The sequence below is a fragment of the Bradyrhizobium sp. genome (assembly GCF_030697065.1).
Taxonomy (GTDB): Bacteria; Pseudomonadota; Alphaproteobacteria; order Rhizobiales; family Xanthobacteraceae; genus Bradyrhizobium.
The window spans coordinates 1-17987 of record NZ_JAUYQU010000159.1 but is presented as its reverse complement, the minus strand read 5'-3'; the positions used below and the strand labels follow the sequence as shown (position 1 = coordinate 17987).

General features: G+C 64.9%; 15 protein-coding genes. 7 read left to right on the top strand and 8 right to left on the bottom strand.

The features are described 5' to 3' along the window. Positions 1-46: 46 nt before the first annotated feature. On the bottom strand, positions 47-1852 hold the full coding sequence (gene lepA, locus Q8R73_RS12410; protein ID WP_305719838.1) for a translation elongation factor 4: 1806 nt from the start codon (positions 1850-1852) through the stop codon (positions 47-49). A 113-nt stretch (positions 1853-1965) separates the two neighbouring features. On the opposite strand from lepA, the gene Q8R73_RS12405 reads away from it, so the two are divergent. After that, the gene (locus Q8R73_RS12405; RefSeq protein WP_305719837.1) at positions 1966-3576 is read left to right on the top strand and encodes a glycosyltransferase family 39 protein; all 1611 of its coding nucleotides are present in this window, start codon (positions 1966-1968) and stop codon (positions 3574-3576) included. A 121-nt stretch (positions 3577-3697) separates the two neighbouring features. On the opposite strand, the gene Q8R73_RS12400 is transcribed toward Q8R73_RS12405, so the two are convergent. The 5 genes from Q8R73_RS12400 to Q8R73_RS12380 all read right to left on the bottom strand — a co-directional run bounded on the left by Q8R73_RS12400 (position 3698) and on the right by Q8R73_RS12380 (position 7703). Beyond that, a complete protein-coding gene (locus tag Q8R73_RS12400; RefSeq protein WP_305719836.1) occupies positions 3698-4027 on the bottom strand; it encodes an HPr family phosphocarrier protein in 330 nt (109 codons plus the stop codon). Further along, a complete protein-coding gene (locus Q8R73_RS12395) occupies positions 4024-4425 on the bottom strand; it encodes a PTS sugar transporter subunit IIA (protein WP_024509305.1) in 402 nt (133 codons plus the stop codon). Before Q8R73_RS12395 ends, Q8R73_RS12400 begins: the two co-directional genes overlap by 4 nt. A gap of 130 nt (positions 4426-4555) precedes the next feature. After that, positions 4556-5083, bottom strand: coding sequence for an HPr kinase/phosphorylase (locus tag Q8R73_RS12390; protein ID WP_305719835.1), 528 nt, complete (start codon positions 5081-5083; stop codon positions 4556-4558). Continuing rightward, positions 5080-6900: a sensor histidine kinase gene (locus Q8R73_RS12385; RefSeq protein ID WP_305719834.1), complete on the bottom strand. Its 1821-nt coding sequence runs from the start codon at positions 6898-6900 to the stop codon at positions 5080-5082. The genes Q8R73_RS12390 and Q8R73_RS12385 overlap by 4 nt, the downstream gene beginning before the upstream one ends. Positions 6901-7001: 101 nt before the next feature. Further along, entirely contained in the window at positions 7002-7703 is a 702-nt protein-coding gene (locus tag Q8R73_RS12380) for a response regulator transcription factor (protein WP_304740697.1), read from the bottom strand. 213 nt (positions 7704-7916) lie between these two features. Between Q8R73_RS12380 and Q8R73_RS12375 the strand changes: the two genes are divergently transcribed. Both Q8R73_RS12375 and Q8R73_RS12370 read left to right on the top strand, forming a co-directional pair. After that, a complete protein-coding gene (locus Q8R73_RS12375) occupies positions 7917-8657 on the top strand; it encodes a HugZ family protein (protein WP_305719833.1) in 741 nt (246 codons plus the stop codon). A 408-nt stretch (positions 8658-9065) separates the two neighbouring features. Next, on the top strand, positions 9066-10679 hold the full coding sequence (locus Q8R73_RS12370; protein ID WP_305719832.1) for a phosphoenolpyruvate carboxykinase: 1614 nt from the start codon (positions 9066-9068) through the stop codon (positions 10677-10679). 153 nt (positions 10680-10832) lie between these two features. On the opposite strand, the gene rocF is transcribed toward Q8R73_RS12370, so the two are convergent. Both rocF and Q8R73_RS12360 read right to left on the bottom strand, forming a co-directional pair. Further along, positions 10833-11804, bottom strand: a complete 972-nt coding sequence (gene rocF, locus Q8R73_RS12365) for an arginase (RefSeq protein ID WP_305719831.1) — start codon at positions 11802-11804, stop codon at positions 10833-10835. Between the two features lie 57 nt (positions 11805-11861). Continuing rightward, on the bottom strand, positions 11862-12683 hold the full coding sequence (locus tag Q8R73_RS12360) for an acyl-CoA thioesterase II (RefSeq protein ID WP_305719830.1): 822 nt from the start codon (positions 12681-12683) through the stop codon (positions 11862-11864). A gap of 382 nt (positions 12684-13065) precedes the next feature. Here Q8R73_RS12360 and Q8R73_RS12355 point away from each other — a divergent pair, with 382 nt between their 5' ends. The 4 genes from Q8R73_RS12355 to Q8R73_RS12340 all read left to right on the top strand — a co-directional run bounded on the left by Q8R73_RS12355 (position 13066) and on the right by Q8R73_RS12340 (position 17667). After that, complete coding sequence (locus Q8R73_RS12355) at positions 13066-14490, top strand: cell wall hydrolase (protein ID WP_305719829.1); 1425 nt, start codon at positions 13066-13068, stop codon at positions 14488-14490. A 185-nt stretch (positions 14491-14675) separates the two neighbouring features. Continuing rightward, positions 14676-15923 (top strand): MFS transporter, encoded by a 1248-nt coding sequence (locus Q8R73_RS12350; RefSeq protein WP_305719828.1) that lies wholly within the window; start codon positions 14676-14678, stop codon positions 15921-15923. Positions 15924-15965: 42 nt separating this feature from the next. Beyond that, positions 15966-16952, top strand: a complete 987-nt coding sequence (locus Q8R73_RS12345; protein ID WP_305719827.1) for an MDR family oxidoreductase — start codon at positions 15966-15968, stop codon at positions 16950-16952. Positions 16953-17067: 115 nt separating this feature from the next. Next, positions 17068-17667, top strand: coding sequence for a hypothetical protein (locus Q8R73_RS12340; protein ID WP_305719826.1), 600 nt, complete (start codon positions 17068-17070; stop codon positions 17665-17667). Positions 17668-17987 lie beyond the last annotated feature (320 nt).

Here is a 17987-nt window from a genome sequence, read left to right as displayed (position 1 = left end):
TACTCTCCCGAAGCCTGCTAGTTGAAGCTCGCCTAAATGGCAGCCCTCAGCTATCCACCTTCAGCGCGGCAATGAACGCTTCCTGCGGGATGTCGACCTTGCCGAACTGCCGCATCTTCTTCTTGCCTTCCTTCTGCTTCTCCAGAAGCTTGCGCTTGCGGCTGATGTCACCGCCGTAGCACTTCGCGGTGACGTCCTTGCGCAGCGCGCGGACGGTTTCGCGGGCGATCACCTTGCCGCCGATCGCGGCCTGGATCGGGATCACGAACATGTGCGGCGGGATCAGCTCCTTCATCTTCTCGACCATGGCGCGGCCGCGGCCCTCGGCGCGGGTGCGATGCACCAGCATCGAGAGCGCATCGACCGGTTCGAGGTTGACGAGGATCTGCATCTTGACCAGATCGGCCGGCTTGTAGTCGGTGAGGTGATAGTCGAACGAGGCGTAGCCTTTCGAGACCGACTTCAGCCGGTCGTAGAAATCGAACACCACTTCGTTGAGCGGCAGTTCGTATTTCACCATCGCGCGATTGCCGACATAGGTCAGCTCCTTCTGCGAACCGCGGCGTTCCTGGCACAGCTTCAGCACGCTGCCGAGATATTCGTCCGGCGTCAGGATGGTGGCCTCGATCCACGGCTCCTCGATCTCGGCGATCTTCACCACGTCGGGCATGTCGATCGGATTGTGGATCTCGATCTCCTGCCCGTCGGTGAGATGCATCTTGTAGATCACGCTCGGCGCGGTCGCGATCAGGTTGAGATCGAACTCGCGGCTCAAACGTTCCTGGATGATTTCCAGATGCAGCAGGCCGAGGAAGCCGCAGCGGAAGCCGAAGCCGAGGGCTGCGGAGGTTTCCATCTCGAACGAGAAGCTGGCGTCGTTGAGCCTGAGCTTGCCCATCGCCGCGCGCAGCGTTTCGAAATCGTCGGCGTCGACCGGGAACAGGCCGCAGAACACCACGGGGACGGCCGGCTTGAAGCCCGGCAGCATCTCGGTGATCGGCTTCCTGTCGTCGGTGATGGTGTCGCCGACCCGGGTGTCCGCCACTTCCTTGATCGCGGCGGTAATGAAACCGATTTCGCCGGGGCCGAGCTCGTCGACCTGCGTCATCTTCGGCGTGAAGAAGCCGACGCGCTCGACGTCATAGGCAGCACTGGTGCCCATCATGCGGATGCGCTGGCCCTTCTTCATCACGCCGTCGACGATGCGGACCAGCACCACGACGCCGAGATAGACGTCGTACCAAGAGTCGACCAGCAGCGCCTTCAGCGACGCGTTGCGGTCGCCCTTCGGCGCCGGCAGCCGGTGCACGATGGCTTCCAGCACGTCGTCGATGCCGATGCCGGTCTTGGCCGAGATCATCACCGCGTCGGAGGCGTCGATGCCGATCACGTCCTCGATCTGGCGCTTGACCTGGTCCGGTTCGGCCGCCGGCAGGTCGATCTTGTTCAGCACCGGCACGATCTCGTGGCCGGCATCGAGCGCGTGATAGACGTTTGCCAATGTCTGCGCTTCGACGCCCTGGCTGGCATCGACCACCAGCAGCGAGCCCTCGCAGGCGGCCAGCGACCGCGACACCTCGTAAGCAAAATCGACATGGCCGGGAGTGTCGATCAGGTTGAGGATGTAGGTGTTGCCGTCCTTGGCCGGATAGGTCAGCCGCACCGTCTGCGCCTTGATGGTGATGCCGCGCTCGCGCTCGATATCCATGGAATCGAGCACCTGCTCCTTCATCTCGCGCGCCTGCAGGCCCCCGGTGGTCTGGATCAGACGGTCGGCCAGCGTCGATTTGCCATGGTCGATATGCGCAACGATGGCGAAGTTGCGGATGTTGGAAATAGGGATGGATGTCATGGGCGCGGGATAGCATTGGCACCCCGCTGCGGCAACCATAATGCGGCTTTTTGGCGGGGCTTCTTCACGCCAAGCTGATTCCACTTCCCGTCAAAACGCGCTACGCACGGGCCATGTCGACTGCATCATTTCTGCCCGCGGCGGCGCGCGCGCGGCGCTGGCCAAGGGTCCGGCGATGGCCGGCATGGCTCGCGGCCACCGCCTCCGATCCGAAGGCCGGACTTTGGCTGGTGATCGGCTTTGCCGCCGCCCATGCGGTGCTCTGGACCCTGATCCTGGTCAACCTGAAGGCGGCGCAGGACGTCCATATGGACGTCGCGGAGGCCTTCGCCTGGGGCCAGAAGTTCCAGTTCGGCTACGGCAAGCATCCGCCACTCTCCGGCTGGGTCGCCGGCCTCTGGTTCAAGCTGTTTCCCGTCGCCAACTGGGCGACCTATGCGCTGGCAATGGCCACGGTGAGCTGCGGTCTCGTGATCTGCTGGCTGATCGCGCTGCGCGTGGTGGACCGCCGCCGCGCCTTCTTCGTCGTGGTGATGCTGGCGCTTTATCCGATCTTCAACTTCAAGGGCTTCAAGTACAATCCGGACCTGCTGCAACTGGTGACGCTGCCGCTGCTGGTGCTGGCCTTTCTCGATGCGTTCGAGAAGCGCAGCGTCCGCTCCGGCCTGTGGCTCGGGCTCGCCGCCGCGCTGGCGCTGATGACGAAATACTGGGTGCTCACCATGATCGGCGCGGTCGGGCTGGCGGCCTTGCTGCATCCGGATCGGCTGCGGTTCCTGCGCTCGCCGGCGCCGTGGGTGGCGATAGCCGCGCTGGTGGCGGTGCTGCTGCCGCATCTGGTGTGGCTGCGGGAAGTGGACTTCGTGCCGCTGACCTATGCCGGCGACGTCTACACGCAACTGACGCGCGCCCAGAACGTGCAGCTCGTGCTGGGCTATGTCGGCCACAATGTCGCGCTGCTGGCGCTGCCGATCGCGCTGGCGTCGCTGGCGCTGGCATTGGCGACCCCGGTTTGGCGACCGTCGGCGTTGTTCTCGCAGACATGGTCGCGTGGCCCCAATCCGGGCGTGAACCTGTCGCAGGCGCTCAATGTCTGGATCATCCAGGCCGTGGTCGCGATCGGTCCGGTGCTCGGCGCGCTGGCCTTCTTGATCTACATGAAGACCGACTGGGGAATCTCGCTGTTCTTCCTGACGCCGCTGGCGCTGGTGGCGATACCGGCGTTGCGCCTGCGCCGGATCGCGCTGTTTCATATCGCCGCGATCTGGCTCGCGATCACGCTCATCGTGCTGGCCGCCTCGCCCTGGATCGCGGCGCGCGAGATGGCGGTCAATCCGAACGGCGCCGCGACCTATGGCGCGCGCTCCGAACTCGCCCGCGAACTGACGCTGGCCTGGCGCACCCGGTTTCATTCGCGCTGGGCGGTGGTCGCCGGGACCACGGAAATGAACCAGCCGCTGACGTTCTACAGTCCGGACCATCCGGCGCCGCTGACGCCGGGCGAAATCTGGTCGTCCGGGCTGACCTCGCTGGAAGAGGCAAGGCGCCTCGGCTTCATCGGCGTCTGCGACACCACCGACGGCCGGCTGCCGGTGTGCGAGGCGTGGATGGCGGCGAATGCCGTCAATGCCGAGCGCCTCACCATCACCACGCAGCGCTTCTTCAAGGGCTATCCCGGCCCGGCGATCACCTGGAAGGTGTTCATCGCGCCGCCGGCGCAGTAGGTGCCCGTCATTCCGGGGCGATGCGAAGCATCGAACCCGGAATTCGGATGGGTTGGGCGCCGAGCGTACGATCTCGGGATTCCGGGTTCGCGCTGAAGCGCGCCCCGGAATGACGGGGCGCCTAGACGCCTTCCTCGTTGAACTTGCCGGCGACCAGTTCGGTGATCGCATCGAGGGCAGCCTGCGCCTCGGGGCCGATCGCCGAGACGGTGATCGAGGTGCCCGGTCCGGCCGACAGCATCATCAGCCCCATGATCGAGTTGCCGCCGACGGTCTCGTTGCCCTTGGTGACCCAGACTTCGGCGTTGAAGCGCTCGACCATCTGGACGAATTTCGCCGAGGCGCGGGCGTGCAGGCCGCGCTTGTTGATGATGGGAAGTTCGCGCGTCACCGCGCCCGACGGGATGCTCGGCCCGGCATCGTGTGGGAAGGCCGTGCCGTCGTCGCTCATTTGCCGGCGAGAACCCGGCTGGCGATGGTGACGTATTTGCGGCCGGCTTCCTGGGCCATGGCGATGGCGTCGGGAAGCGATCGCTCCTCGCGGACCTTGGCCAGCTTGACCAGCATGGGAAGATTGATTCCCGCGAGCACTTCCACCTTGGGACGGCTCATGCAGGAGATCGCGAGATTGGAAGGCGTGCCGCCGAACATGTCGGTGAGGATTGCAACGCCATCGCCACTGTCGACGCGGTTGACCGCTTCGATAATGTCACTTCGACACAAATCCGAATCGTCCTCGGCACCGATGGTGACGGCTTCGATTTGCTTTTGCGGGCCCATGACATGTTCGAGCGCTGCCTTGAACTCGTCGGCAAGGCGCCCATGGGTCACAAGTACTAGACCAATCATCGGAAACTCCTCGCGGGTGCTTTTGGTGCACCGCACGAACGCGCCACTTTGACCATCCAGAGCCCCCGCGCAAGGGGGGATCTTCGCGATTCTCCCGGAATCAGGGTTGGGACTGGGAGCTGGCGGCGGTCTATTCGGTCGCGAGTGTGGGACTGATATGGTTACCAATTCCCTTCGGGCAATCGCCCGGAGGCAGCGCGGAAGATGAAATCGCGGTCATGGTCAGTGCCGCAATGACGAGTGGAAGCGGGGACATACCAGCCTTTGCGGGAATTCTTGGTAGCTCAATACCAATTATCGCCGCCCGGAGCGCTTCCGGCGGCGGCAGCCGTTCGGCATCGGGGGCTGCGAGATCGACCACCAGCCCCACGATGGCCTGAGGCGCGTAGTCGCAGCTGAAGATTCCGAGCCCATAGACCTCGATCAGGCCGGCCAGTTCGCGCGCCGGTCGTACCACCACTTGCCCGCCGCTCTGTTCCAGATGCACGCGGTCGTCGCCGATCAGCACGGCCGCCGGAATCTGCCCGGCGCGCCCGGCCAGGATCAGATCGAATGCCAGCCGTGACTTGCCTGCCCCCGAGGGCCCGCGGATCAGCACCGCCCGATCGCCCACCAGCACGGCCGAGCCGTGCACGCTGGCGGTCGCCGCGCCCGTCATGGCGCGGGCAGCCGAACCACGAAGCGCGCACCGGCAATGGTCGGCTCGCCCTCGGCGTTGACGGGACCCACGCGGTTCTCGGCCCAGATCCGCCCGCCATGGGCCTCGATGATCTGCTTGGAGATCGACAGCCCCAGTCCGGAATTCTGGCCAAAACCCTGGTGCGGCCGGTCGGTGTAAAACCGCTCGAAGATCCGCTCCAGCGCGTCCTCGCGAATTCCGGGCCCGTCGTCATCGACCACGATTTCGATTTCGTTCTTCACGCGGCGGCAGGCGATGCGCAGCTTGCCGCCGGCTTCGGAAAACGACTGGGCATTGGAGAGCAGGTTGGAGATCACCTGTCCGAGCCGTGAATCATGGCCCGGCACCGAGAAGGTGTCTCCGGGTTCGCGGCCCTCGAAGCGGACTTCCACCGCGACGTTGTTGCCGCGCCTGGTTTCGTTGGCCACCGTCGTCAGCGCGGTCAGCAGGCGCCGAAGATCGACCGACGTCATGTCCTGGCGTTGCAACTCGGCATCGAGCCGGCTGGCATCCGAGATGTCCGAGATCAGCCGGTCCAGCCGCTTGACGTCGTGCTCGATGACGGCGAGCAGCCGCGAACGGCTGTTCTCGTTGCGCGCCAGCGGCAGCGTTTCGACCGCGGAGCGCAGCGACGTCAGCGGGTTCTTCAATTCATGGGCGACGTCGGCGGCAAACGTCTCGATCGCCTCGATCCGGTTATAGAGCGCGTCCGTCATGTCGCGCAGTGCGCCGGAGAGATGGCCGATCTCGTCGCGGCGGCGGGTGAAATCGGGGATTTCGACGCGGGTCCTGATGCGGCGGCGGACCCGTTCGGCGCTGTCGGCGAGCCGGCGTACCGGACCTGCGATGGTGCTCGCCAGCAACAGCGAGAGCGCGATCATCACGACCGAGGCAACGGCGAAGATCTTCAGGATGGCCAGCCGCTCCGCGGTTACCATCTGGTCGATGTCGCCACCCTGCGTCGATAGCAGCAAGGCGCCGTTGACCGCGCGAAAGTGCTGCACCGGCACCGCCACGGAGACGATGACCTCACCTCGCTCGTTGATTCGCACCATCGAACCCTTGACGCCGCCCAGCGCGCGTCCGACTTCATGGTACCCCTTGCCGTTCTCCGGCCCAAGTTCACGATAGAGCGGCAGGTCGCCGCGATTGAGCCAGGTGCGAAACGCGACCATCGCGCGCTCGGCGATCCCTGGCGTCCCGGTCGAGGGCGGAGCCAGGTCGAAGCGAATGACGTCGCCGCGGCTGTAGAGGCTGCGGCTGTCGAGGATCAGCACTCCGTCGCGATCGTAGATGCGCGCGCGCGTCTTGGTCGGGGAGACGAGGCCGCGCAGCACCGGCGCGATGCGCTCCGGATTGATCGAGAAGTCCAGGCCGGACAATACGGCGTCGGAAGGCCCGTAGCTTTCGCCGGGCTTAAGGTCGAGCAGGCGGTCCGGGTCGATGGTGAGTGCGTGGCTCTCGGTGGTGCCGGTCGCGGCGATCGCGCGCGCGATCACCTCGCCCGTCGACAGCAGGTTTTCGGCGCGCGCATCGATCAGGCCGGCGCGGAATTGCGACAGGTAGAGGATGCTCGCCACCAGCGCGATCAGGCCGGCGAGATTCAGCGAGACGATGCGCCGGGTGAGGCTGGAAAACGAGAGCGCGAAGAAGAACTGGCCGGTGCGGCGCAGCCAGCCGAGCGGGCGTTGCCAACCGCGCGCCGGCGGGCTTTCGACGGCGTCGTTGTGCCGCGCCCGCGACGGCGGGGCGTCCTCGGCATTCAGGTTGGGATCAGGCTGCGTTCGATCGAGCAATGGCCAACACTGCCGGTTGTTTCGAGGGCGTCTCGCGTGGTGCGCATCCTAGCCGATGCGGGCGGCGGCGTCAGTCGGCCGCGCGCCGAACGCCCCGAAAATCAGGTTTCCTTGAAGCGGTAACCGACGCCGTAGAGGGTTTCGATCATCTCGAAATCGTCGTCCACCACCTTGAACTTCTTGCGCAGCCGCTTGATGTGGCTGTCGATGGTGCGATCGTCGACATAGACCTGATCGTCATAGGCCGCATCCATCAGCGCGTTGCGGCTCTTGACCACGCCGGGGCGCGTCGCCAGCGCCTGCAGGATCAGGAACTCGGTCACCGTCAGCGTCACCGCCTCGTTCTTCCAGGTGCAGGTGTGGCGCTCCGGATCCATCCTGAGCAGACCACGGTCCAGCGCCTTGGCGTCGGTCTCCTTCGGTGCGGCGGTCGGGTCCTTCGGCGCGGCGCGGCGCAGCACGGCCTTGACGCGTTCGACCAGCAGGCGTTGCGAAAACGGCTTGCGGATGAAATCGTCGGCGCCCATTTTGAGCCCGAACAATTCGTCGATCTCCTCATCCTTGGAGGTGAGGAAGATCACCGGCAGGTCGGACTTCTGCCGCAGCCGCCGCAACGTCTCCATGCCGTCCATGCGGGGCATCTTGATGTCGAGAATCGCCAGGTCCGGCGGACTGGTGCGAAAGCCGTCGAGCGCGGACGCACCATCCGTGTAGGTCATGATGCGATAGCCTTCGGCTTCGAGCGCGATCGAGACGGATGTAAGAATGTTGCGGTCGTCGTCGACCAGGGCGATTGTGGGCATGAGCCTGCTTTCAGAACGAGTGTGGCTGGAACGGCGAGCAATCCAGCGATGCGCCGCCCAAATGGGCTTCGTACGCGGTCAACGAGCAATGCAAGCTGGGCTGAAGTGTGACCGAGTTCCGCAAAACGCCTAAGCTACCTAGGCTACCAGCTATATATTACCCGCTTGGCCGGGAAAAGGTCCGTATTGCAATGAGATGTCTGGAGATGGCCGATGCAGCCCACCCCTGATTTCGATGCCGGCCGGCTGACCCGGTCGCTACTCCGGCGCAGCCGGCAAGGGGCTCTGGCGACTTTGATGGCGGGAACCGGCGACCCCTATTGCTCGCTGGTGAACCTTGCCAGCCACCCCGACGGCTCGCCGATCCTGCTGATTTCGCGGCTGGCGCTGCATACAAGGAACATTCTCGGGGATGCCAGGGTCTCGCTGATGCTGGACGAGCGGGCCGAGGGCGATCCGCTGGAGGGCGCCCGGATCATGCTGGCGGGCCGCGCCGAGGAGGCCGGGGCCGACCAGCTTCCGACCCTGCGCCGGCGCTACCTCAACGTCCATCCGTCCGCCGAGGCCTTTGTGAACTTCAAGGATTTCTCGTTTTTTCGAATCCGGCCCACAGCCGCGCATCTGGTGGCCGGATTCGGGCGGATCGTGGACCTCGCGCCGGAGCAATTTCTCACCGATATTTCTGACGCCGGCGCGGCGCTGGAGGCCGAACAGGGGGCTGTCGAGCATATGAATGCCGACCATCGCGACGCCATCCAGCTCTACGCGACCAGGCTTCTGGGCGCCGCGGCCGCCGACTGGAGCTGCACCGGATGGGACCCTGACGGCATGGACCTGCAGGCCGGTACCGCCACGCTGCGGCTGGAATTCCCGGAACGGGTCACCGGCCCAGGCGAGTTGCGCAAGATGCTGGTCAGGCAGGCGGGCGAGGCGCGGGCTAAAGGACAGCCATAGCAGATCATCGCCGCCGGTTGGAACGTGCAAGCCTGCCGCAACTGTCCGGGCAGCCGAAACGAACGCGGCGGCGAAGATCTCCGGGTTGCCGCTGCCGATATTCATCCCGGCGGCGCGCTTGCGACCATGGTGAAGCGCGCTTGTGCGTCGCAACAGAATCCCTTGATCCGGCAGATGGTCGCGCTGTCATGGCCCCGCAATGCGGCAATACGCAGCAAGCATTGCGCCGCATCAAAGACCCGGCCCTTGAATAAACCAAATACTATGGGATCGGCTTGGCAAGCCCGGCGTTCCTGAGTATTAGGTCGCCGGACCGAGGCCGCAAGGCTATATTGAAGGTCACCGCGATAGAGGCGCGACTGGCGGCATTCGCGCGATCGAGATACGCGGGTTCAGGAGGATTCTTCGGTGCAAGAGACGGGTATGCGCAACGGTGCCTTCGGCGCCGATAAATTCGGTTTAAGAAATCTCAAGCAGGTGCACTGGAATCTGGGCGCGCCGCAACTCTATCAATACTCGCTGGCCGCAGGCGAGGCGGTGCTGTCGGCCGACGGCGCGTTGTGCGCCGATACCGGTGAATTCACCGGCCGAAGCCCGAAGGACAAGTTCACGGTTCGCGACGCCTCCACCGAGAAGATGTGGTGGGCCGGCAACCAGTCGATCACGCCGGAGCAGTTCGAGGCGCTGTACCAGGATTTCCTCAAGCACGCCGAAGGCATGACGCTGTTCGCGCAGGACCTCTTTGGCGGCGCCGATCCGAGCTTCCAGATCAAGACCCGGGTGTTCACCGAACTGGCGTGGCATTCGCTGTTCATCCGCACGTTGCTGATCCGGCCCGACGCGGCGAGGCTCGCCGATTTCGTGCCTGAACTCACCATCATCGACATCCCGAGCTTCCGCGCCGATCCCAAACGTCACGGCGTGCGTTCGCAGAACGTGGTCGCGATCGATTTCGCCCGCAAGATCGTCCTGATCGGCGGGTCTTATTATGCCGGCGAGATGAAGAAGAGCGTGTTCACCACGCTGAATTATTATCTGCCCGCCAAGGGCGTAATGCCGATGCACTGCTCGGCCAATGTCGGGCCGAAGGGCGATGCCGCCATCTTCTTCGGCCTGTCCGGCACCGGCAAGACGACGCTGTCGGCCGATCCGAACCGCACCCTGATCGGGGACGACGAGCACGGCTGGGGCAATGAAGGCGTGTTCAATTTCGAAGGCGGTTGCTACGCCAAATGCATCAAGCTGTCGAAGGAAGCCGAACCCCAGATCCATGCCGCCAGCAATCGCTTCGGCGCGGTGCTGGAGAATGTCGTGCTCGATGAAGACACACGGGTGCCGGATTTCGACGATGGCTCGAAGACCGAAAATACCCGCTCGGCCTATCCGCTCGACTTCATCCCCAACGCTTCGCGCAGCGGCCGCGCCGGTCACCCCAGGAACGTGGTGATGCTGGCGGCCGACGCGTTCGGCGTGCTGCCGCCGATCGCCAAGCTGACGCCGGCTCAGGCGATGTATCACTTCCTGTCCGGCTACACCGCCAAGGTCGCCGGCACCGAGCGGGGCCTCGGCAACGAGCCGCAGCCGGAATTCTCCACTTGCTTCGGCTCGCCGTTCCTGCCGCTCGATCCCTCTGTCTACGGCAACATGCTGCGCGAACTGATCGCGAAGCACGATGTCGACTGCTGGCTGGTCAACACCGGCTGGACCGGCGGCAAATACGGCACCGGCTCCAGGATGCCGATCAAGGTGACGCGGGCGCTGTTGACGGCGGCGCTCGACGGCAGCCTGCGCAACGTCGATTTCCGCACCGACAAGTATTTCGGCTTCGCGGTGCCGACCGCGCTGCCGGGCGTGCCGAGCGAGATCCTCGATCCCGTCAACACCTGGAAGGACAAGGCAGAGTTCGACAAGACCGCGCGCGCGCTGGTCGGCATGTTCCAGAAGAATTTTGCAAAATTCGAAGCCCAGGTCGACGCCGACGTCCGCGCCGCCGCACCCGACCTCAAGCTCGCGGCGGAGTGAGCCCCAGAGGGTCATTCCGGGGCGCGCGCAAGCGCGAACCCGGAATCTCGAAAATACAATCTCCAGATTCCGGATCGGTCCGAAGACGGCCCGTCCGGAATTACGAAAAATGGCGGAAGACAAAGGGCGGCCGCAGGCCGTCGTTTTTGCTTCTCACGTATTGTCCGGAAACACCGCATTGCTCGGCGTCGGACGGTCGGTGATCTGCAGGCCGAACAAGCTGCCGACCAGTTCGACCGCGACGCGGGCGGTGCGGCCGCGCTCGTCGAGAAACGGGTTGAGTTCGACGATGTCGACCGAGCGCACCAGTCCGGAATCGTGCAGCAACTCCATCACCAGGTGCGCCTCGCGATAGGTGGCGCCGCCGGGCACCGTGGTGCCGACGCCGGGCGCTACCGCCGGATCGAGAAAATCGACGTCGAACGAGACATGCAGCACGCCGCCTTGCGCCTTGACCCGTTCGATTACCCGCCGGATCAGGACGCCGACGCCGAACTCGTCGATCGCGCGCATGTCGGCGATCGCGATGCGGCGGTCGCGGACCAGTGCCTTCTCAGGCGGGTCGATCGACCGGATGCCGAACAGGTCGAGCCGATCGGTGCCGATCGGGGCGCGGGGCTGGTGGCCGAGCAGGCCGTCGAGGCCGGGCTCGCCGGTCAGGAACGCCGCGGACATGCCGTGCATGTTGCCGGTTTCGGTGGTGTCGGGCGTGTTGTAGTCGGCATGGGCGTCGAGCCACAGCACGAACAGCGGCCGGCCCTGTTCCTGCCGGTAGCGCGCGACACCGTTCACCGACCCCATCGACAGGCTGTGATCGCCGCCCATGAATATCGGAATGGCGCCTGAGCGCGCGAGTTCGAAGGCGCGTTCGCTGAGCGCGCGAACCCAAATTTTGATTTCGTCGTAGTACTTCGCATGAGCGGGGGGCGGCCCCTCGGCGGGAGAAACCGAGGATATCGCGAGATTGCCGTGATCCTCGACCGCAAATCCCAATTGCCCGAGCACGCGGCCGATGCCGGCGGTGCGCAGCGCATCGGGTCCCATCAGCGTGCCGCGTTGCGACGCGCCGATCTCGAGGGGAATGCCGAGCAGGGCAATGCGCGGGGGTCCGGCGTCGTCGGGCATTGTGAGCCACTTTCGATGGATCGAACAGATCGAACAGTAGTTGCGCCCGGATGTTCCCTACGCCTTGAAATACGCGATCTGGGTCGTGGTCGCGAGCAGGCGTCCGTTCGGCGACCACAACTCGCCGTTCTGGTCGCCGTAACTCTTGTTGAAGATCCTGGCGTCGGCGACCGCGAGCACGCGGCTCGTATTCTCTGTGGCGAGATCGTCGGTGTCGACGTGAAAATAGGTCGTCAGCGACACCGTGCCGAACGGCACGAATTCGCGTCTGACATGAAAGATGCGGGCGAAGAATGCATCCGACATCGACATCAGCGACAGCATGTCGATCGTTCTGGGAACGCGATCGCCGATCCACACCCTGGAATAGGCGCTCGCCGGCTCGGCGTGTGGCGTCGCTCCGGCCAAATCCGGATTGCCTTCGATGAAACGGAAATCATACTGATTGGCCCAGGATGCCTTGATCTTGGGATAGGGCCTGATCTGTTCGAATGGGACGGCTTGCGGAAACGATGCGGGCTGGTGCGACCAGGACGGACGGCGCTCGGCAAACACCGCGGTGGCCAGCGTCGCGACCTCGCCGCCGCCTTGCGTCAGTTCCACGCACCAATGCTGCGACGACCGGTTGGCCTTGACCAGCCGAAGGTCGAGATCGAACGCGCCGGCGGCGATCGGCGCGCAGTAATTCACGGTGAGGGCGAGCGGCGTGCCGGCGCGCTCCGGATGATCGATCAGCGCCCGCAGGATGGTGGCGGCGGTGGCGCCGCCGAACGGCCCGACAAAGGCCCAGTAATCGTCGCTGGTGCGGCCCTGCCAGCGGCTGTCGCCGGCGGTCACCCTTGTGGCGTCGTCGAAAAGGTGCGGGGCTTTGGTCAGCATGCGAGTCCTCGGAACGGAATCGGTCTATCGTCTGTCATTCCGGGATGGTGCGAAGTACCACACCCGGAATTTCGAGCTTCCGGGTTCGATGCGGAGTTTATCATCGGGACGGCCGAAGGCCGGACCCGGTGGCATCGGCCCGGATGACGGCTGAAATTCTTCATCATCTTCGTTGACGCGACGTTTACCATTTCAGGCGAGTGCCTGTTTACCAAGCCTTTCGAAGTCATCGCGCCCATCGCAACGTTCCCTTGCGTGTATCGCGCGTGCAACTGCGATTAACGCCCCGGCAACCTAAATTCGGTACCACCAAAAAAGATCGAATTTTACGGATGTACTGAAATTCGATTTTGTACCTGTAAGCGTTGCGTGAGCGTAATCGATGTCAGTCATGCGTAACCGGCCGAAGGGCGCGCGTTTCGCGCCCTTCGGTCTGGGTCTTTGCATCTTCGCATTGATCCCGACCGAGCTAGGATACCAGGATATTGCATCGCTGCTGGCCAGGCAGCCCGGTGTCGCGGAACGCTGGCAGAAGCGCGTCAGCTCCGCCGCCAGCAACATTCAACTCGCCACCTACAGCTTCGGCCGTCCGATCGGCACCGCCTCGCCGCAGACCGTGAACTATCGGCTGGCCCGTCTCGACAACCAGAGCATCGATATCACGGGCTCGGTGACGCGCAATCCGCTCGTGCAGGCGCCGCCGCGCTATCAGATGTCCGATTTCCCAAAGGTCGACCGCACCCTGAAGGGCGATCGCCTTGTCGCGGTCCCGCCGGAAGCGGTTGCACCGGCGCCCGCCGGCGGCCCGCCGACCCAGGAAGACCCGTCGAACTCGAATGCGTCCGTCAAGGGCGCAAAAACCGCCAGCGCCGCGCCGGCCCTCGAACCCGCCAGACTCGACGCGGAACTGACGGCCGCGCTGAGCGCGCCGCCACTGGCGCAATACGATGATTCGTTGTCGCTCGAAGCCGATCCGCTCGCCGAACCCGCGGCCGAGCCCGCTCCGCGGCGCGATCTTTTCTCGTTCAAGACCTCCAGCCTGTATTTCGGCAGCTCCTCGCTCGGCACGGCCGGGAGCATGGAGCGCTGGCAGCCCGGCGAAGAACCGATGATCGTGCTGCCGGGCGCGCCCGATCCGGACCTGAAGGTGCTGGCGTCGCTGCCGACGCCGGCCGATGAACCGGCCAGGGCCGTCGAGAGTGGCGAGAGCGTGGCCGCCAAGGGTGAAGTCAACGCCGATAACCAGCGCGCCAAGACGCCGGCTGAGCGCCTCGGCCTTCTCGATGCGGCGTCGCGCGCCAAGTCGGAAAAGTGCCTCACGGAAGTCATCTATTTCGAGGCGCGCGGCGAAGCCGTGCGCGGCCAGATCGCGGTGGCGCAGGTGGTGCTGAACCGCGCTTTCTCCGGCAAGTATCCGGTGACCGTGTGCGGCGTGGTCTACCAGAACAAGCACCGCCATCTCGCCTGCCAGTTCACCTTCGCCTGCGACAACAACGTCGACGTGGTGAAAGAGCCCGACATGTGGGACCGCGCCAGGAAGATCGCCAAGGCCATGCTCGACGGCCAGATCTGGCTGCCGGAGGTGGCGAAATCGACCCATTACCATGCCTATTGGGTGCGCCCGTCCTGGGTCAGCGAGATGCGAAAGATGTACAAGACCGGCGTCCACACCTTCTACCGGCCGCGGAACTGGGGCGACGGCAGCGAGGCGCCAAGCTGGGGGACCCGAGAGCAAACCGCGGAAATCACGGCGAAGCTCGCCGAAGCCGCGCAGAGCTCGGCCGAGCTGGCCAGCGCCAGGCGCTGAGGCGGCGGCCCGAAATCCCCGCGTGTCAGGCACAGAAATCCGGCCGTCTGCCCGGATTTTGCAATGCTGCAATGCATCGCGTGATTCACCCAAACGGATGATTGGGATTTTAATGCGAATGCATTAACTCCCTGCCTTGGGCTCGCTGGCCAAGCCGGCTTCGAAGCCAGCCACCGGGGAATGCCATGACGACCAGCGCAGCCGACCTCCGCCCCGCCCAAGGCATCGGCTGGCGGACGCCGCTGGTGATCATCATCTGCGGCTGCGCGATCGCCCTGCTGAGCTTCGGGCCGCGATCCAGCGTCGGCTTTTTCATTCAGCCGATGGGCCGGGATCTGTCCCTGGGCCGCGACGTGTTCGGCCTCGCGCTGGCGCTGCAAAACCTGTTGTGGGGGCTGGGCCAGCCGGTCGCCGGCGCCATCGCCGACCGCTTCGGCGTCTTGCGCGTGATGTGGGTCGGCGCGCTGCTGTACGCAGGCGGCCTGCTGATGATGCGCTACGCCACCACCCCGCTGTCGCTCGATCTCAGTGCCGGCGTTCTGATCGGCTTCGGGCTTTCCGGCTGTTCCTTCAACCTCGTGCTCTCGGCCTTCAGCAAGCTGCTGCCGCCCGAGAAGCGCGGCATCGCGCTCGGCGCCGGCACCGCCGCCGGATCGTTCGGACAATTCCTGTTCGCGCCATTCGGCGTGGCGCTGATCGACAATTTCGGCTGGCAATCGGCGCTGATCGTGTTTGCGGGCCTGATGCTGCTGATCCTTCCGCTGTCGCTGGCGCTGGCGACCCCGCCGGCGACATCGGCCAATGTGCCCGTGGTGGAACAGCAATCGTTCAGGACGGCGCTGGCGGAAGCCTTCGGCCATCGCTCTTACGTGCTGCTGGTGCTGGGCTTCTTCACCTGCGGCTTTCAGCTCGCCTTCATCACCGTGCATCTGCCGGCCTATCTGTCCGACCGCGGCGTGACGGCGCAAACCGGCGGCTGGGTGATCGCCGCCATCGGCCTGTTCAACATCGTCGGCTCGCTGGGCGTCGGCTGGCTGCAGAACATCTTTCCGAAGCGCTACATCCTGTCGGTGATCTATTTCACCCGCGCGCTGTCGATCCTCGTCTTCATCTCGTTCCCGATCACCCCATTCTCGGCGATCGCGTTCGGCGCCATCACCGGCCTGACCTGGCTGTCGACGGTGCCGCCGACCTCGGCGCTGGTGGCGCTGATGTTCGGCACCCGCTGGTTCGCCACGCTGTATGGATTTGCCTTCGTCAGCCATCAGGTCGGCGGCTTCCTCGGCGTATGGCTGGGCGGCATCGTGTTCGAGCAGTTCGGGTCCTACACCCCGATCTGGTGGCTGGCGGTGCTGTTCGGCGTGCTGTCGGCGCTGATCAACCTGCCGATCGTCGAGGCGCCGGTGGCGCGCCCGGTTGCGCAACCGGCCTGATGGGGTAAACATCCCCCGATCAGGATTTGGGGAGAGTTTATTTTGGCCATGTTCAAGGCGATCAGGATCGACAAGGCGGAAAAGGGAACCACCGCCGCGCTCACGCAGTTCGACGAAGCCGAATTGATGGAAGGCGACGTCACGGTCGCCGTCGAATATTCCACGCTGAACTACAAGGACGGCCTGGCCGTCACCGGCAAGGCGCCGGTGGTGCGGCGCTTTCCGATGATCGCCGGCATCGACTTCGCAGGCACCGTCGCGCAGTCGTCGAATCCGGCATGGAAGGCCGGCGACAAGGTGATCTGCACCGGCTGGGGCATGGGCGAGACCCATCTCGGCAGCTACGCCGAAAAGGCGCGGGTCAAGGGCGACTGGCTGGTGCGGCTGCCCGAGGGCATGTCGGCGCGCGACGCCATGGCGATCGGCACCGCCGGCTTCACCGCCATGCTTGCCGTGCTGGCGCTGGAAAAACATGGCCTGACCCCCAAGGATGGCCCGGTCGTCGTCACCGGCGCCGCCGGCGGCGTCGGATCGGTCGCCACGGCCCTGCTGGCGAAACTCGGTCATCACGTCATCGCCTCGACCGGCCGGATGTCGGAAGCCGACTATCTGAAAGGTCTCGGAGCGGCCGAGGTGATCGACCGTGCCGAACTCTCGGGGCCGGCCAAGCCGCTGGCCAAGGAGCGCTGGGCGGGCGGGATCGACAGCGTCGGCTCGACCACCCTGGCCAACCTGCTGTCGATGACGAAATACCGCGGCGCGGTCGCCGCCTGTGGCCTCGCCGCGGGCATGGACCTGCCGTCCTCGGTGGCGCCGTTTATTTTGCGCGGAGTGTGCCTTCTCGGCATCGATTCCGTGATGTGCCCGATCGAACTGCGCAAGGCCGCCTGGAGCCGCCTCGCGAGAGATCTGGATCACGGGAAACTTGCTGAAATTACTCATGAAATTGGACTGGACGAGGTCATCGCGGCAGGCGCTCGAATACTTGCCGGGCAGGTCCGCGGTCGAATCGTGGTAAAAATTCCCTAACGGCGTTCAGACTTTACCAACGAAGCTGCTCCAATGTTGCCACGGTTGGTATGGTAAGCAGCGGGTAAAGGTCATCGGGCGTCACCCGCGCTAAGGTCAGGTTCGGAGTAGCAGCATGTTTGCGCGTTTCGTGTTGGGGGTTGTCGCGGCCGGTGCGGTGATCGCGCCCGCTCTGGCCGGGCAGATGACTGCCGATGAGGCCCGCAGATTCGTCAGCGGCAAGGTGTTCGCGTTTACCTGCTTTGACGGCACCCGCGGCTCCGGCCGGATTCTTGACGACATGGGCGCCGCGGGCGCGGTGCAGTTTTCCGGCGCGGGCCGGGTGCGCCACATGCGCCTTCCCGGCAATACGCTGCAGGTTCGTGGCCAGGCCGTCTGCGCCTCGATCAAGGGGATTCCGTTCGAGCCCTGCTTCAATCTCGTGAAAAAGGACGAGCGCAGCTTCCGCGGCTCGGTTTCGGGCATGGGCTTCGCCTATTGCGATTTCCGCCATCAGGGCGCGGCCCAGATGCTGATGGCCCGCGCCGTGGCGCGGCCCCGTTCGCTGCAGGCCCCGGGCATCGCCCGCTCGGCGGACGCATCGCGCGGCGACATCACCGCGAGCGTCCAGACCCCGAAGGTGGACAGCGCGAAACTCGAACCCGTGAAGCCCGCGACCGCGGCGGAAGCGGCGAAGCCGGAAGGCGCAGCCGAACTGCGCCGCTCGACCGACTGAGGCGTCACAGCCTTTAGCTGCGCCGGTCCGTTCATGGTGGGCAAGTTCCTCGAAGGGTGGGGCGGCGTGACGTCAACATTCCTCGCCATTGCCGGCCGAGCGTGTATACGAATTTCAAGTAGCGAGTGAACATACGTTCGCATTCCCGCGGCGCGAGGCGCCCGAGGTTTGCTTCGGTTTCGCCCTCCATCAGAAGAGAGGGCGCGGGGAAAGCCGGGCGCCGATCGCACCCGCGGTCGCGCACAAAAAGTGCACGAGTAGACCACAGGGCAACCGGATCATCCGGCTTTCCCCGCGCAACGGTTTACGGCTTATACGTG

Coding starts and splice junctions, on each gene's coding strand:
- Q8R73_RS12355 (WP_305719829.1), top strand. CDS start 13,066: ATGTCAGTCATGCGTAACCGGCCGAAGGGCGCGCGTTTCGCGCCCTTC.
- Q8R73_RS12375 (WP_305719833.1), top strand. CDS start 7,917: ATGCAGCCCACCCCTGATTTCGATGCCGGCCGGCTGACCCGGTCGCTA.
- Q8R73_RS12350 (WP_305719828.1), top strand. CDS start 14,676: ATGACGACCAGCGCAGCCGACCTCCGCCCCGCCCAAGGCATCGGCTGG.
- Q8R73_RS12360 (WP_305719830.1), bottom strand. CDS start 12,683: ATGCTGACCAAAGCCCCGCACCTTTTCGACGACGCCACAAGGGTGACC.
- Q8R73_RS12390 (WP_305719835.1), bottom strand. CDS start 5,083: ATGACGGGCGCGGCGACCGCCAGCGTGCACGGCTCGGCCGTGCTGGTG.
- Q8R73_RS12395 (WP_024509305.1), bottom strand. CDS start 4,425: ATGATTGGTCTAGTACTTGTGACCCATGGGCGCCTTGCCGACGAGTTC.
- lepA (WP_305719838.1), bottom strand. CDS start 1,852: ATGACATCCATCCCTATTTCCAACATCCGCAACTTCGCCATCGTTGCG.
- Q8R73_RS12400 (WP_305719836.1), bottom strand. CDS start 4,027: ATGAGCGACGACGGCACGGCCTTCCCACACGATGCCGGGCCGAGCATC.
- Q8R73_RS12340 (WP_305719826.1), top strand. CDS start 17,068: ATGTTTGCGCGTTTCGTGTTGGGGGTTGTCGCGGCCGGTGCGGTGATC.
- Q8R73_RS12405 (WP_305719837.1), top strand. CDS start 1,966: ATGTCGACTGCATCATTTCTGCCCGCGGCGGCGCGCGCGCGGCGCTGG.
- Q8R73_RS12380 (WP_304740697.1), bottom strand. CDS start 7,703: ATGCCCACAATCGCCCTGGTCGACGACGACCGCAACATTCTTACATCC.
- rocF (WP_305719831.1), bottom strand. CDS start 11,804: ATGCCCGACGACGCCGGACCCCCGCGCATTGCCCTGCTCGGCATTCCC.